The organism is Deltaproteobacteria bacterium, from assembly GCA_016931625.1.
GTDB lineage: Bacteria > Myxococcota > XYA12-FULL-58-9 > XYA12-FULL-58-9 > JAFGEK01 > JAFGEK01.
In genome coordinates, this window is record JAFGEK010000014.1 from 1 (window position 1) to 15,925 (window position 15,925).

General features: G+C 39.2%; 14 protein-coding genes. 4 read left to right on the top strand and 10 right to left on the bottom strand.

The annotated features are described in order from the left end of the window. Positions 1-446: 446 nt before the first annotated feature. From JW841_00670 to JW841_00690, 5 genes are all read right to left on the bottom strand, one after another. Positions 447-1,412, bottom strand: coding sequence for an RluA family pseudouridine synthase (locus JW841_00670; protein MBN1959430.1), 966 nt, complete (start codon positions 1,410-1,412; stop codon positions 447-449). 101 nt (positions 1,413-1,513) lie between these two features. Beyond that, positions 1,514-1,780, bottom strand: coding sequence for a hypothetical protein (locus JW841_00675; GenBank protein ID MBN1959431.1), 267 nt, complete (start codon positions 1,778-1,780; stop codon positions 1,514-1,516). Positions 1,781-1,823: 43 nt separating this feature from the next. Further along, positions 1,824-2,591, bottom strand: coding sequence for a hypothetical protein (locus JW841_00680; GenBank protein MBN1959432.1), 768 nt, complete (start codon positions 2,589-2,591; stop codon positions 1,824-1,826). Then, positions 2,592-3,455: a helix-turn-helix domain-containing protein gene (locus JW841_00685; protein ID MBN1959433.1), complete on the bottom strand. Its 864-nt coding sequence runs from the start codon at positions 3,453-3,455 to the stop codon at positions 2,592-2,594. It lies immediately after the preceding gene. Then, positions 3,452-4,333, bottom strand: coding sequence for a P-loop NTPase (locus JW841_00690; GenBank protein ID MBN1959434.1), 882 nt, complete (start codon positions 4,331-4,333; stop codon positions 3,452-3,454). Before JW841_00690 ends, JW841_00685 begins: the two co-directional genes overlap by 4 nt. A gap of 475 nt (positions 4,334-4,808) precedes the next feature. On the opposite strand from JW841_00690, the gene JW841_00695 reads away from it, so the two are divergent. Further along, a complete protein-coding gene (locus JW841_00695) occupies positions 4,809-5,405 on the top strand; it encodes a VanZ family protein (GenBank protein ID MBN1959435.1) in 597 nt (198 codons plus the stop codon). A gap of 203 nt (positions 5,406-5,608) precedes the next feature. Continuing rightward, positions 5,609-6,391, top strand: coding sequence for a metallophosphoesterase (locus JW841_00700; protein MBN1959436.1), 783 nt, complete (start codon positions 5,609-5,611; stop codon positions 6,389-6,391). Between the two features lie 144 nt (positions 6,392-6,535). Here JW841_00700 and JW841_00705 read toward each other — a convergent pair whose 3' ends face one another. Beyond that, the gene (locus JW841_00705) at positions 6,536-7,666 is read right to left on the bottom strand and encodes a hypothetical protein (GenBank protein ID MBN1959437.1); all 1,131 of its coding nucleotides are present in this window, start codon (positions 7,664-7,666) and stop codon (positions 6,536-6,538) included. Positions 7,667-7,891: 225 nt separating this feature from the next. Between JW841_00705 and JW841_00710 the strand changes: the two genes are divergently transcribed. Beyond that, the gene (locus JW841_00710; GenBank protein MBN1959438.1) at positions 7,892-8,473 is read left to right on the top strand and encodes a DUF1287 domain-containing protein; all 582 of its coding nucleotides are present in this window, start codon (positions 7,892-7,894) and stop codon (positions 8,471-8,473) included. A 43-nt stretch (positions 8,474-8,516) separates the two neighbouring features. Here the strand turns inward: JW841_00710 and JW841_00715 are convergent, their stop codons facing one another. The 3 genes from JW841_00715 to JW841_00725 form a co-directional block, all read right to left on the bottom strand. Then, positions 8,517-10,058, bottom strand: coding sequence for a transglycosylase SLT domain-containing protein (locus tag JW841_00715; GenBank protein MBN1959439.1), 1,542 nt, complete (start codon positions 10,056-10,058; stop codon positions 8,517-8,519). 165 nt (positions 10,059-10,223) lie between these two features. Next, positions 10,224-12,122 (bottom strand): hypothetical protein, encoded by a 1,899-nt coding sequence (locus JW841_00720; protein MBN1959440.1) that lies wholly within the window; start codon positions 12,120-12,122, stop codon positions 10,224-10,226. Between the two features lie 17 nt (positions 12,123-12,139). Continuing rightward, the gene (locus JW841_00725; protein ID MBN1959441.1) at positions 12,140-13,906 is read right to left on the bottom strand and encodes a lamin tail domain-containing protein; all 1,767 of its coding nucleotides are present in this window, start codon (positions 13,904-13,906) and stop codon (positions 12,140-12,142) included. Between the two features lie 286 nt (positions 13,907-14,192). Between JW841_00725 and JW841_00730 the strand changes: the two genes are divergently transcribed. Further along, entirely contained in the window at positions 14,193-14,564 is a 372-nt protein-coding gene (locus tag JW841_00730; protein MBN1959442.1) for an iron-sulfur cluster assembly accessory protein, read from the top strand. A 42-nt stretch (positions 14,565-14,606) separates the two neighbouring features. Here JW841_00730 and JW841_00735 read toward each other — a convergent pair. Further along, a partial coding sequence (locus JW841_00735; protein MBN1959443.1) for a response regulator occupies positions 14,607-15,925 on the bottom strand: 1,319 nt, incomplete at its 5' end.

A 15,925-nucleotide genomic window follows, 5' to 3' on the forward strand; every position in this document is an offset into this window, starting at 1 on the left:
CGACAAATGACCGCCAAGGGCGTTTTCAGGCAGCTTGAAACGTTTAACTAGTTCGTATTTTCTTTTACGTAAGTTAGTAGCTTGTTGCTTTTTAACTGAAAAGTACTTTATCTGTACCATGGTATACACTCAGATTCAGGTTGCTATTTTCTTTAACATCGTTTGCGAATCTATGCACGTACTTTTACTTGCTTGGCGTGAAGGATAACGTCTTGTTTTATTTAGGTGTTCGTGAAGCATGTCTGAGCGAACACTAATTGGTGATAAATTTTTATCGCGATTTTTTTAATTTTTACTCATATTTTTCTACTGTACTAAACTTACATTCAAATTTAAATATGGTAATTTTTAATGATACCAGCAAGGACTTGCAGACGCGACTTATGAGTTTTTCACTATCCAATTGCAATACGTAAGTAAAATAGGTAGATAGGTGAGGTTAATGGTTAACGCATTGCCTCAACAAGCGCTACTAAATCTGCTGGTAGGGGAGCCTCAAAACGCAATTGTTTACCGGTGGTTGGGTGCATAAATGACAAGATGGCCGCATGCAGAGCATGACGATCTAGCTGAGTTGCAAGCTCACGTAGCTTTATCGCAACTTTATTAAAGCAGCGTCCACCATAAGTTGCATCACCAACAATTGGATAACCACGCTCGGACAAATGAACGCGAATTTGATGAGTGCGCCCAGTTCCGAGTTTAATTGCAAGTTGTGAAATCCCTCCATGACTTGCAACGGTGCGATAGCTCGTAATCGCTTCTTTGCCACTTTTTACTTTTGCGGTGAAACGTTGGCGATGAATCGGGTGGCGGCCATAAAGAGTGTGAATAGTTGCCACAACAGGTTGGGGCGTACCAATAACAAAGGCGATATAAAGTTTTTCTACACTACGAGCAGAAAATTGTTTTGCTACAGCAATATGGGTTTGATCATTTTTAGCAACGACCAAAACGCCACTGGTATTTTTATCAAGACGATGCACAATGCCGGGTCGTATAACCCCGCCAATACCAGATAGGTCTTTACAATGTGCTAATAACCCCGCCACTAAGGTCCCATGCTGTTGGCCAGCTCCTGGATGAACAGCCATGCCCGCGGGCTTGTTAATGATTATAAGGTCACGATCTTCAAATAAAATATCTAAAGCAATATCTTCAGGTTGAACATGGGGGTCAGTAGGGGGTGGAATTTGAATATTAATACTTTCATTGCCATGCAGCTTTTTGCTAGCTCGCGCAACCACGTTATTAACTAAAATATTGCCGTTATCAATGAGATCTTGCAAACGCGAGCGACTAAACCCCGCAAGCGGCGAATCAACATCCATTGCTTGTTTGGCTAAGTAGCGATCTAATCGCTCACCTGCTTCATTTACAGAAACTAATAATTTGAAAGAATTTAAAAACATTAATGTCCTTGCAAATGATGCAGCTATATCATTGCTTATAATAAGTTATAATTGCTTGAGATGATTTGGCGATTCTTATTAGCTAAATTTTACCAAGAACTTTACCAAATCTTTGATTTCAGGTGCCCTTTTGAGCGGATAATAATGTCTACGATAGCTCGATCGTAGAAATTTGTGCGACCGTAGAGATCAGGCGAGAGACGACTCTTGTAGAGTTCGCGACCTTCTTCAATCTCGGCAGCAATCGTGTCAAAAAAAGTGTCTTGCTCTATACCTTCTTTGATTTTTTCTTCGTTATACAAAGAAATATCAGAAGCAATGGCGCGAGCAAGTCGCATGGCTTTATCTGGCTCTTCTATAACTGCCATTTGTATACGCTAGCCTCAGTAGTAGTGGCGGTCAAGGTTATGGTCATGGTTTTGCATCCAGATCGTTTACGCAATGTATAATCTCACCGTTGTCATAAAGTTCCCAAACATCTAATTGTGGATCGCTATCAATATTACCAACAGCTACAGCGGTAAATGAATCTTCCGTCACTGCAGGCATTGAATCTTCTGGTAGCGGATCAATTATTGTCTCTCCTTCACGTAAGGCACTAATAAAATCGTCTGGTCCGAGATATATGGTGTAATGACCATATATTGGAGTAAAACGAAACTCTTTAAATGTACCAAATGTATCGCTGCTTACACGAAATAATCGCTGACTGCGCAGTAAATCGTGTAAATCTTTGATTATGCTTTGCTGCATTGCGTTGGCACGTTGATATTTTTTTGTTTCAAAATAGCGTTCAGTAAAAGTTAAGCCGACAATAAATACAGCAATGCCGAGAATTATTGCGATTATTGCGGCAGTACGCCCGCTATAGCGTGCCACCGGGCCTCGCAAACGAATGAGTACATAAAGACCTAATAAAGCGCCAATTAGCCCCAGAGGATAAAATGGGATCGCAATAAGCGACATGGTTAATGCGATACCGCCAATGTTTTTTACTAAACCAGCAGCTCGAAATGCTCGCAATCGTGAACGCTCCGCGGCGCGGTAGTTTGGCAGAATGCCGGTATTATGCACGGATGGAAAGACGTGTTGCTGACCACAAGGGCAGTCCACGGTAATTTCAGCTGGCGAACTTTCCAGCTCGATTTGATGCCCACACTTGAGGCAGGTCAATCGCACTTAAGTGCCTTCTCCGTAATAGCGACGATAGAGAGTCATATAACTTTTTGCTACACGCTGCATATCTAACCCAAGAATTCGAGCATACTCTGAAACAAAACCACGAACATAAACTGATGCAGGCAATGAATCAAATGCATGCTCTTCAATTGCTTCTATATAATGTTTACGAATTTTGGTGATTTGTGCAATATCATCTATGCTAGCATTACAACTTTCACGTAATCGACGAAGTAGTGAACCACTAAATTCTGTATCAGCGGTTATTTCAATATCTAAGCTCGGGTAAAGTCGGCGATTACCTTCATGCTTAGCTTCTTTCGTATTATTTTCTGGGATTTCCTCTTTTTTCCTCTTTGATCCTGCTTTGATACTTTCTATAGGCTGTCTAACCTTATTTTTGATGCTTTTTGTAGCAGCAGTCTCATAAAATTTAGTCGTTTCCCTGCCAGTTTTATTAGGTGGTGTGCTTTTTGATTCATATTCTTGACTGCCTTTATTAAAAATAGTTTCAATGTTAATCAGAGGCGACGGTTCAACTTCACGGTTTTGCACCATACCTACAGACATAGTGCTATCTGACTTAGTGGCTGGCACTAAAACATGTGGATACTCCTCTGACACTTCACGCGATTTGTCGTAAGCAGCTCTAAGTTCTGGATCAGTAAGCGTGTGGTATGCCTCATCTAACTGTGCACGTTTCTCTGAAATTTCATCATTAGATAATAAAGAGTAAACTGCTAGGGCATTAGGGTCGAGATAAGAAATAATCCGATGATATGAATCTTCGATTTCTTGAGATGAAGCACTCATTCCAACTTCAAGAACATTGTAATAAGAATTTTCTAAAGAGTGTGCACTCACTGCAACTCCCCAATTCCCAGGGCTCTTGCTATATTTCGTATGCCATGGCAAGCTTTTGCATCAGGGCTATCAATCATCACTGGCCGTCTTCGCCGAACTGAACGCCAGACCGCATCATCATATGGAATTGAACCTAAATATTGCATTGGAATACCAAAATATTTTCGGCAAGCATCGCTTATAGCAAAACCTAGTTTGCTTTCTTCATCAGATCGCGCTTGGTTTACTACTAATTTAAGAGGAAAACGCTCTAATTCTTGCCTTAGGCGTTGCCCTCCTTGAGGATCACGACTTTCAACATAACCAACCAAATCAACAGGTGTTCTTAAACCCAGACCACCTTTATCGCCAATTGCCTCTTCAATTAGCGGCTTTAAGTTCCAGGTCATTTCAATAGTTTTTATTCTGCGATAATAAGCTGCCTTAATAAAACGATAAGCATTTTCAATTGAAGTAGGCTCAGGAACTACCGTAAGGATACCGTGATCGGCTATTAGAAAGAAGTCGAGAATATTAAAGCCAGTACCACCGCCTAAGTCGATAATTACGCAATCAACATCAAGACGTGAAATTTCGCGCAATAGCCTTAGTTTTTGGGTGTATTTGGGATTGGCGGCAGCAAGAAAATCAAGAGCTCCACTAATAAGACCGAGCCCATTGATTGAAGAAGGGGTGATAACATCTTGCAGTGAGGAGACTTTGCGCTCAATAAATTCTGAAAGTGTTTTTTGAGGGGCAGGTATTCCTAAACAAGTATGCAAGTTGGCGCCGCCAAGATCAGCATCCACTAATACAACACGACGGCCTATTTGGGCTAAATGCACACCAAGATTAGCTGATAATAAAGACTTGCCAATACCACCTTTGCCGCCTCCCACGGCAATTATTTCTCGGTGCTGATTTAAGCTTTCAGACTTGTCGGCAATTGTATTTAATTTTTCAGAATAATCATCAAATTCGTTAGCTGAAGCGGTTGAGGGGTTCATGTTATTGCTCCCACCGCATGGCGAAGATAGCACTCGAGAATACTAATACTTTGTTTTGCAAAGCTATAAAAGTATTCATTTTCCACGCACGTTCTCGAGTCTAACATCTGGTTTGCAACCTAAAGAATATCGTCGCCAACTTTTTGATCTGATTCAATATTGTAAAACAGCATAGTATTGTATGCTAGAAACCTGCAACTTGCTATTATTACTAAGACATATAGTTTTTGCGAGTTAATACAAGCATAATTCGTTAAGGTTCTAAATTAAATTAAATTAAATTAAATAAGTAAGGGACACCCCCTAGTTACTTTTTGGTACTTGTTTGAGTTGGTAATTTGGGATTTTTGCTAAAAATCATTAAAACATGCTGGAGTTCGTTACTGTTATGCCATTTTTTAAGCAAAGAGTGCTAACCTACTGGATTGCATTTATTGCTTATACCACGGTAATTTTTTTGCAGATCCCCTATAGCCGTCCATTAGTGACTTATTTACGTCAACAAAATTTGTTAACCATTTCTGTAACCTCAGCCTTTGTTATTGTTTTAGTGATTTTGCTTATATTTTTCTTAAAGTTTCTCAGAAATAATAATTTTCACTTCTCCAAGCGACGCTTAGTTTTCCTAACGCTTTTTGCCACGGCTTACGCAGTCTTGTTATCAAGCTTTTCTCTGCCTGAAGAACGTCTTCATTTTTTAGAATATGGACTTTTGGCGTGGTTGCTTCGTAGTGCTTTAGCGCGGCATTGCAGCATTTATTGGCAATATACTTTAGCTATTGTTGCTACGGCAATAATAGGTTTAATAGATGAAGTAGTACAGTATTTTGTGCCTAGCCGTGTTTATGATATTCGCGATGTATTAATGAATGCTAGTGCTGGGTTATTAGCGCTTATTATTGATGAGGGATTGCATAATCGTTTACAACGATACAGAGTGGCCTCTCAGCCGCCACCAGAGTGACCTTGAATAGCATCAAGCCCACCTCGTTGAGCTTGTAATGTACCTGCACTAGATACATACACGGAATTTGCAATAATTGGCTAATACCTAACAAAATATATTTATAAATTAATTTAGCAAGTAACAGAAATGGTGACTTTAGTGTGATGGCTATCGCATTATTACATTATCAGTAACTATTGTTTTTAAACTTGGTGATAAATATGATCTATTTAAGAATGTTACTGCCGCTTTTGGCTTTTCTGTGGCAATTTAAAGCAATCGCAGGAACTAAAAATGATTTAGCAGAGCCTCATAAACATCAAGTAACTTTTGTGCAAATCAGTGACACGCATTTTTTTTCGAGTGCTAAAAGTCGCGAACGCGGAGAGCAAATTGTACAGGCTATTAATAGATTAAGTATACCAATAGATTGTGTAATTATAACCGGAGATATTGTAGTTAATGCAGACATAGGATGGGATATTGCAAAAAATATTTTTAATAAGTTAAAGGCTCCTTGGCATGTATTAGCGGGCAATCATGACATTACCAAGCTACCTGTTGATGCGAAAAAGTATTTAGCAGCTTTTAATGAACTAGCTACAAACGTTGAGTATCACGGGGTGGTGTTTTTATTGTTTTTTGATGCACCGGTTCCTTCATTACACTATGAGCCAATTAATTGGGTTACCGAGCAACTAAAAAATACTGAAAATAAACCAATAATAGTTTTTCATCATAAACCTGAGGTAACTAATTTTTATAAAAATAAATTTTATCCGCCTTCTTGGGCAACTTACAAAATAAGCAAATGGTCTTCGTTATTAAATAGTTATAATGTGATTGCAGAAATTACCGGCCACTTTCATCGTGATGAGTTGCACTGGCGTGGGAGTGTACCCATATTTATTGCCCCTGCAGCAGCTTTGGGGCATCAACCGTCAATTAGGATTTACGATTATACTGACGGCAAGATAAGCTATCGTACTCAAATGCTCGAATAGCAGAATATAAAGAGAGATTGATGGGTTTCATTTGTCTTGGTGTTGCCAAAATCGCATAATTACTTATTGCTGCTATGCCAACTAAAAGCGTGAGCAAATAATATAGTAAGAATATTCTATTCTATTATAGTTGTTATTTTTTTATCAATAAGCCAAATGCAACGGCGGGGTGGCGTATTTATTGGGGAAAGGGTCAGCGTTCATGCGGCGATTCACTTCATTGTTTTGCCAGCTCCAAGCTCGCATACGATCTTGATAAGCACGAAGACGCGCCATATAGCCGTACTCACCAAATGCTACCGCTCCAATAATGCCAACGTTACGAGCTGAACCAGTTTGGGCAGCATATGAGTTACTAACCGAGCCAAAACGAAAAGCGGCGACGGTATCATCACTGCGGCGAAAACCTTCTATTTCGACAGTGCCATAACCTTCGACTAAATAGCCGCGCTTGTTATAGCCTGCAGCGCGTCCGTCAATAACGTCAAGGCCATCAACGCTAACTACAACTTCAAAGCGTTCGTTGGTATTGTTTTGCACTACGATAACATAGCGCTGTCCGTGGTGCCCTATGGCAACCGTACGACCTCTACCTCGATATGCTGATAAAGTATTACCATACTCATCGCGTAGTGAAATTGTTAATGCCAAACCAAGGCCAACTTGAGCACTAGTAGAATATCTGCTTGTATTATAACCTGTTGAAGCTGATGCACCTTGTACATCATTGTAATATATAGTGGCATTATAATTTGGTCGACTACTATCACGTACAAAAGCTACTTCACTTACCGCAGAGTAATGGTTTTCACCCCAAGATGTTCCTAGTCCGGGTCGCTCTTGAGGTTGAACAGGTGGTCTTGATAACTTTGCACGTGGTTTTGCATCTAAGCTTCCGATAGATTTTTGACCGAGAGCTAGAGCTTCTCCCGCTGACATGGATGGAGCCTGCGAGGATTCGTCTTTTTTAGTTGATGGGACAGCAGGTGCGATATCATCTAGTACTTCAGTCTTTGTATTGGATGAACCTTGACCGGCAAAGCGTTTATTTTCAGATGTATTATAGTTAGAGTCAGCGCCTTTCTCAGAATCATACTGACCAACCGTCTGAGATTCTTGCCAACCACTGTTGCTATTTGTGGCTGAATTATTAGAAATTGGTGGCGGTTGTGCATAGCGATTATTTAATTGCACGTCTTGAGGTTGCAAAGAGTCATTAGAAGTAGAATCAGTGGTATTATCACCTGTTTTTGGTGGTGATGATTCGGGTGGCATTGATAGACAAGAGCAAGCTGTAACGAGCAAGCATGCTAAAATAATGGAAAATAACGCTCTCATGATTAATAACCTCCGTTATTAATTCATTTGTCGCTACAGAGTGAAAAAGTGGGAACAAGCATCTAAGTAGGCAAATATTTTTTTATCTTTTAATGAACGGATACGTTAATTATGAGTGTTTATTTAATAAAATCAGTAGGTTACGCTGCATTTTTTTTGTCTATGGCGGCATTGCCAAAAGTAAAACCGTCAGACGCTGTAATTGCTAGCAAATTGGTGGCAGCGGCAATGGCGCAAACCAAAATTAAGGTTAGCTACGATGGTTCGTATCGGCGTCTTGATTACCCTGGTGGTGATGTCCCTGCGAATATTGGTGTTTGTACTGATGTAATTATTCGCGCTTATCGCGAGCTTGGCATTGATTTGCAAGTTTTAGTGCATGAAGATATGAAGCTTGCATTTAAAGCTTATCCACAGTTATGGGGGTTAAGGGGGCCTGATTATAATATTGATCATCGGCGGGTACCAAACTTGCAGGTTTATTTTACCCGCGTCGGCGTGAAATTGTCAGTATCACAGCGAGCAGTTGATTATCACGAGGGAGATTTAGTAACTTGGATGTTGCCAGGCAATTTGCCGCATATAGGTATTGTAAGTAGTGATAAAAGCAAAACTACAGGAAATCCGTTAATAATTCATAATATTGGTCGTGGACCTGAAATTGAAGATATGCTGTTTGCTTATGAAATTACCGGTCATTATCGCTGGTTACCACATAAAGTTATAGCAGAACCGCGACCGTGAAGGAGTGCGTGGTATAGCAATACCAACAGTTTGCTAATAAGTTTCAGCGTCGCAATGGAATACGTAAACGTTGCCCAGGCCAAATTAAGCGGGTACTGCGTAAATTATTTTCACGTACTATAGATGAAACTCTTACTCGGTATCGCACCGCGATTCTTGAAAGGGTTTCTCCAGAGCGTACTCGATGGATGGTATATTTTGGTTTGGGTGGTATGTATTCTGGTAGCTGTGCAATTGCGGCGGTTATTTGTTCTGCAGTATTTGAGTTAGGTATTTTTAGTATAAAATCTTCTTTTGGGGTAGCGTTGCTGCGTAGCTGTGGGTTTAATTCTAATAAGGTATTTTTTGGTACATTGATAGCAGCTTCTAAGGCATCAAGGCGGACCGAGCGATTGATAGTTACCTCGCGAATTTCTCCGAGAGTAGAATCAAGTGATGGTAAGGTGACCCCAAATTTTTCAGGGTCATTGATAATATGCAACACTGCAAGCAAGCGCGGAACGTATCTGCGAGTTTCTGCAGGTAAAGATGGATACATATCCCAGAAGTCAACATATTGTTGAGGTGAGCGGCGTTGCACTCGCATAATTGCACCTTCGCCGCAGTTGTAAGCAGCTAATGCTTTAAGCCAATCGCCAAAGTAGAGATGCAGATCAGTAAGATAGGTTATCGCAGCATCAGTTGCTTTTTCTGGATCTAGTCTTTCATCTACCCAGTTGTTTCGTTTGAGATGATAGCGTAAACCTGTTGAAGAAATAAATTGCCACAGACCAAAGGCACCTGCGCGCGAAAGAGCCTTAACTTTAAACGAACTTTCAACTAGGGGTAGCCAACTTAACTGGGTAGGCAAACCTGCTTTTTTTAGTTTTTCAACAATCATTTGTCGATATCGACCAGAGCGTTGATAACCCAAAAAGAAATGATCACGTTCTTGGGTAAGAAAACTTTTTATTTCGCGTTGGACATATTGGTTATCAAAAATCGGCATGCCCAAGTCGAATGAGGCCAATGCTTTTGCATAACTCGTTGGATCGACTTTAAAAGTGCGATTGCGATAAGTTTTATTAATAAGGTCAGCTATTAAAAGACGAATATCTTGTTTTGATTGTGCATTTGTTTCGTCGGTTGCAGGTAAATGCAACAAAGAAGAGTAGGCTTCATCGATAAGTTTAATCGCACCTTCTTGATCACCATCAGCAAGCAGCTTTGCAGCAGCTTCGCATTGTTCAAGAATTTTTGATATTGCTGTTTCAGCATCGTATTGGGCGTCAGAGTCACTATCATTTTCATCGATCTCAGCTTCATCATAATCAAAGTCATCGTTATTTTCGTTAGCCGCTGTTGCATCGTTAACCTGCAAATCAACGTCCATATTAGTATCAGCAGATGTAGTTTTGCTGGCCCCAATTGCGTTAGCAGCATTAGTCTCTTGGTTGAAATTAGCATTCGGTGCAGCAGCCGCGGAAGTTGATGAGATTAGTATATTAGGATTTGATGCTAAGCATGATGATAAACCGACGTTAATTAGCACTGCTAAAAGACAACGTATCTGTAAAAACCTTAGTATAGCTTTATAGGTTGCCACGCAGACTCCAAATTAGGGATACCCTTTAAGTTAAGCGATAATGTAATTATTGCAGCCAACAATGATAGATAGAATAAAATATCCCCGTTGGTAAACGATAATACCATATCTGGCAAGTATTTCGCTCACCTAATCGAAAATTTTTTTATGTTCAAGCAGATAGGGCTAAAACTTAACGGTTAGTTGCATTTTAGCAAGATGATAACAAGAAAACTGATCTGGGCGCTTATTCGCATACTTAATAATGCCATAATATAAAACCAGTCGTATTTTTTGATAAATTTGCTGATGTAACCAAACATTAATTGAGTAAGTTGGCAAGTATTCATTACTCGATAGCCAATTGTTTGATTTAATTGATTTGGTTCGAAATGAACACGCTAACCCAATTTTACTATTAGTTGGTATGTTTAATTCGGCTTTTAACTTATACTGTTGTTGATATATTGCAAAGTTAGCAAACTCGTTATCATATGTTGCCGTGTTCGCTATTGCTGCTAGCAAAACATACGCTATTCTTTTAGTCTTTAAACCAATAGTCAACGTGTACCTATTATATTGATTATCTGTCGACTCCGCTGAATTTTCGTAGATTTTCGCGGAATTATCTAATTCGTCATAAATATCAGCACTCTTACTTTCATATTTGGCTTTTATCGAGATAAGTTCATATTTAGAGGCATCATAATCAAAACGTTGTTGTATTCTGCTATTTACGTGAAGTCCTTTAACCCAAATCCAATGTTGTTTACCATCGGGATCATAATAGTTATTATGTGTCCGACGCCAAAAATTTAAATCAGTACTCGATACTATTTTTTTAAAAATTGAAAACTGAATATTATTACGTAAACCCATTTCATTGCGAGCTGTTAAACCTTGCTCTTGATCGAGGGCAGCTTCACCAAACCCGTGCGGATTTACATAACGGGCATCGTAGTAACGCAGAGCAAATTCTAAATGTTTTACCGGTGGTAGTTTAATAATTAGACGGCCAAATCCAGCATGACCATTACCCCCGGTATTTGCGTACTCAGAACTAAATAATAGTAACGATGAGTTAATATTTAAATGCACTCCAATAGCACCAAAACTAGAGGTATTAGGATAACGAGAACTACGGGCAAAGGATGGGTTAGCCTTACTTGCAAGTAAAATATCGGTTTTACTGCGGTATATTGTAAAACCAAGATTGTTCTCTTCATGAAAATAATAAGCGATATTACCTGCAACAAGGGTTTCACGAAACGCATTATTAATAGTTAGATAATGAAAGCTCGATACTAATTTGCCCGTTGCTTTATCAGTTGCAGGTTTTGCAATATTGAACACAGCAGATGAACGACAGTATTTTAAAATATCATCGCAAGTATATTCAGCTCGACAATCGGCATCACTATTACAAGTTGGTTTTACATCATCATCGTAAGCATACCAAATACCATTATACTGATAGATATCATGAGTTCGACGTGATCCAATTATAGTAGCTTGCCACCTTGATTCTTGAGTTATTTTTTTGTTAATAGTTAAAGCCAAACCAAACAAGCCCACTGAAGAGTATATTTTACCATTATAGTTATCTGTTTCTATTTGAATATTTGGCCAAAAATTATTTCGCCTATTTTTATTAGTCGAGGCAAAGGTAAGTTTTTCACCAAACGCACTATGATAACTCCCCAAGATTACATCTAGATTATTCGTATTATATCGTAAATATATTTCATCTATACCAGCTTGGTTCTGTGGTCCCTTAGTAACTAATTGCCCTCGACTCAGATTCCATTGTGCATATGTATGTTCTTGCCATGAGGTTAATACTCCCATATCAAAAAAATGATTATTCCATTGGGCAGCGAGGTAGGCTTGTGGTAGTGAAATGCGTTCATTTAGTTGATTAATTTTGTGGTGTTCTTTGTCGGTACCGCGACGCCAGATCATTCCAGTTTCTATGCGACCAAAATGTTTTTCGCTTATACATTCACTACAGTAGTTGGGGGCATCAGTATGCAATGAGGCCATCACCACTACTGCAGTCATAATAGACTGCGGCAATGCTATCATAATAATAGGCCTTTTTTTTATTTTTGCATGACTGTGCAAGATTCAGGATTAGCACTACCGGGAGAACCAACGATACCATCATATTCGGCGTTAGCAATTGAAGATACGCACCAATGACTATCAAGAGACTCATTTTGTAAGTTTAAGGGATCACGCATGTAACTATGAGCTTCAAGTAATGGAGTTAGCGGATCATCCTTTTGTGGGTAAAATACTTCATCAATTATTTGATCACCTAATGCTAGTTGCAAATTAATCGTTTCAGTAGTTGCAGGATTGATTGGTAATAAAGTGTCCTTAGCCGAACCAATAGTTGCAGCTACTGCAAAACCATATGTTTCAGCATTAAATCCACCAATTATTACATAAGAATTTATCTCTGTTTTTATGCATTCACTTATCGAAGATGAAGCGAGCGTCCAGGTTTTTGAGCTGCCAGTAGGAGAAATATAGGTTAGGGCGACACCATTAAGATCGATAGCTGCTTTAGCATACAATTCGATCCAATCACGTCCGAGGTCAGCCCCAGCGGGGTCAGCAAAAATTTCGTTTAATACGATATCACCCAATTTAACTGTTTTTACTTGGCGTTGCATGCCATGATCCATACATAATGAACCACATAAGTTGGGTTTGCCTGGTGTACCATTTTCATCAAATAAACCCGTAGCTTCAGAATAACAGAAAGCTTCTGGAGTATCGTTAGCGTCTATATTCATAATATTTGGCCATAAGCTTGCAGATTTACCGGAGCTAGGTGTTGGTGCAACAGCATGATCAATAATAATGCTGTTTGCATTGGCTAATTCAATATTAATGGCCATACTGTTTGGTATTGATAAATTATCGATAACTGCATGTGCGTATACTGCCCCCGTTAGTTCAGGAGTATCTGCAGCACCTATTACGGCAAACTCTTGAGGAAGTATGGTTATACATTTTTCATTAGAAATGATGTAAGAGGTGATATTATCCGAATCAATTGGTGAGATATTTAAAATTAATCCATTAAGATCAATGGCCGTATTGCTATTAGACCATAATTCAATCCAATCACGTCCACCATGTTCAATGCTCACAAGGGATGATTTCGCAAATATCTCACTAATGATTAGGTCACTTTCGTCGGGTGAATTCACTGTTCTAATATTTTCACCATCTTTGCATGCTAAGGTTCCGCAGAGGTCATTTGGGGCTTTCGGTGTACCGTGATTATCTGGATCATAAAAATTTTTACCAGTACACCAAGCTATTTGTAGGTCATTTAGATTATGATCAGGTATTAATCCACCTTCAAAGCTAATACTATAACCAGGAATAACCGCAGGCATTATATTAGATCCGGCTGTTGTTCCATAGCTAATAGTATCAATAAGTTCATGGTTACATTCTAAGCTGATAGTCGCATAATCATTATTAAGGGTAAGATTCGTACCAAAATTATAATCAATATAATTAGAATTTGAGCTGCCATCGCCAATTACAAAATAAGCATGAGGCGCTAGTACGCCCGCGCCACGAATCTCATGTTGTTGTTTTGAGTTATTTTCAACGCTAACGATAATACGGTCTAAAACTACATCATGATCCGTCGGATTAAATAATTCGATCCATTCTATTGCTTGCTCGCCAGCAGGCGCAGGCATTAATTCGCTGATAATTAAATCACCGACGACCGCATTGCATTTAGCACCAATTACTATTGGCGTAGGCGGTTGCCCACAAGCCACACTTAAGAGTGCAAAAGAAAAATATAAATGCCGAAAAAAATTAAAAGCAGACATGTTCTCCCCCCAAAAAAGATTGCCCTTAAAATTGGTTAACGCCACTTGTCAAGGGCAATAAAAAAATAATTATGCGTATTATCGCTATTGCGCTAGCTAATGTTCACTATTTTTTTCATTTTTTTCTCGCGAATTGCATACTAAGTACTTATTGTAAAATAAGATATATTGCTATAGCAGCAGGCTGTGAACCTAGGTTATTTATTAGTCTTACAAAAGACTAATAAATTAATGGGTTTCGGTTTAGCTTTAGTTAAAATTGAACACTTTATTGAGGTTTTAAACTATGTCACAGCAAACAACAGCGGCTTTAAACGATCCCCAACCACCAAAAATTGAATTGACACCTAAGGCTGCAGAAATGGTTAAAAAAGCTGCCGTTGAAGAAGGTTTAGATGTTTTTGCTTTGCGCGTTGGGGTTATTGGTGGTGGTTGTTCAGGGCTGCAATATTTACTTGATTTTGTCAAAGAACCTACGGCTGAAGACTTTGTTAGTGAATATTATGGTGTAAAAGTAGTCATTGACCCGTTTAGTGCAGGGCATTTGGCTGGTACCGTTATTGATTATGCAAAAGGACCACATGGTTCGGGTTTTAAATTCAATAATCCTAACATTAATAACTCTTGTAGTGGATGTAGCTCTTCATGCGGGTGTTAGTATATTAGGGACACCCCCTGATTTAGATTTAATTGCTGCAAATCAATTAGTGTTTGAACATGGTAGCCTAAGAGAAAAGGCGGCGCCACCTTCTGGAGCATGTGGATCAACATCAACTTCACCATCATGGGCGCGGACTAATGTTCGAGCCATAACTAAGCCTAGCCCTACGCCGTTGGCTTTATTGGCGGATGCAAATGGTTTGAAAAGATTATCTTGTGTTTCTTTTGATATTCCCGGACCATTATCGGCAATACGAATTACAATGTGATTCTCGTCAACAGTTGCACGCATCCACACACAGGGGCTTATTTGAGAATTTGTAGTATTAGCCACAGCTTCTTTAGCATTAGCCACAATATTTTCGATAACTCGATGGATACGAGCAGCGTCAATTGGTGCCTGCATATTTTTTACACCATCAAGATCCATGATTAAATTAATTCCTGCAGCATCGAGCATTTTGCGTGGATGTTTCATCACATCTTCAAGAAATTCTCTGATTGCTGTAGGCTTACGACTGATTTCGATTGTGCCAACTTTAGCAAAATCGAGTAGCTCGATAACCATGCGGCGCAGCCGCTCAGTTTCATTGGCTAAAGTTGGTAAATCACCAAGTACTGAATTTACATCCATACCGTTTTTCGCACGATGCATGGCGACATCAATAATCATTGAAATAGTAGTTAATGGGTTTTTTAGGTCATGAGCTATTGCAGCAGTCATATTGCCAATTGCAAGCAGTCGGTTATCTCGTTCATTCACTTGATGTTGTAAAGTACGGGCACGTAAGTGTGCTTGCACACGAGCACGTACTTCAAGAATATCAAATGGTTTGGTTAGATAATCATCAGCTCCAGCATCTAGACCAGCTACAGCGGCATCGCTACCGGCATAAGCCGTGAGTAAAACCACCGAAGTCGCCGAAAGCTTAGCATCTGTTTTTATAGCGCGGCATAAAGCATGACCATCCATATTTGGCATCATAACATCGGTTAATACTAATACCGGATGTATGCGTTTAACTAATTCTAAACCTTCTTTACCATCAGCGGCACTATATACACGATATTCAGAAGACAACGATTGCGCGATAAATTGACGTAAATCAGCATGATCTTCAACAACAACAATACTCGGAGTTTCAGATATTATAGCATTGGTAGGTTGAACACTATTTAATAGTTCTAGATTAACAATATCAGAAAGCAAATAAGAAGAATCAATACTATTATTAATAAGATTTGAAGTAGTTGAGTTAACGATCTGCATGTCATGCAAATTTGTAAACGTGTTTATGCTATTATCGGTCTTCACGGCTGAAGATGGTTGACGAGGAATTAATACATTAAAAGTAGTAC

Bases quoted from the DNA above. Each gene is read 5' to 3' on its own strand.
- JW841_00720 (MBN1959440.1), bottom strand. From the start codon at position 12,122: ATGATAGCATTGCCGCAGTCTATTATGACTGCAGTAGTGGTGATGGCC.
- JW841_00725 (MBN1959441.1), bottom strand. From the start codon at position 13,906: ATGTCTGCTTTTAATTTTTTTCGGCATTTATATTTTTCTTTTGCACTC.
- JW841_00710 (MBN1959438.1), top strand. From the start codon at position 7,892: ATGGCGGCATTGCCAAAAGTAAAACCGTCAGACGCTGTAATTGCTAGC.
- JW841_00675 (MBN1959431.1), bottom strand. From the start codon at position 1,780: ATGGCAGTTATAGAAGAGCCAGATAAAGCCATGCGACTTGCTCGCGCC.
- JW841_00695 (MBN1959435.1), top strand. From the start codon at position 4,809: ATGCTGGAGTTCGTTACTGTTATGCCATTTTTTAAGCAAAGAGTGCTA.
- JW841_00670 (MBN1959430.1), bottom strand. From the start codon at position 1,412: ATGTTTTTAAATTCTTTCAAATTATTAGTTTCTGTAAATGAAGCAGGT.
- JW841_00705 (MBN1959437.1), bottom strand. From the start codon at position 7,666: ATGCCACCCGAATCATCACCACCAAAAACAGGTGATAATACCACTGAT.
- JW841_00730 (MBN1959442.1), top strand. From the start codon at position 14,193: ATGTCACAGCAAACAACAGCGGCTTTAAACGATCCCCAACCACCAAAA.
- JW841_00700 (MBN1959436.1), top strand. From the start codon at position 5,609: ATGATCTATTTAAGAATGTTACTGCCGCTTTTGGCTTTTCTGTGGCAA.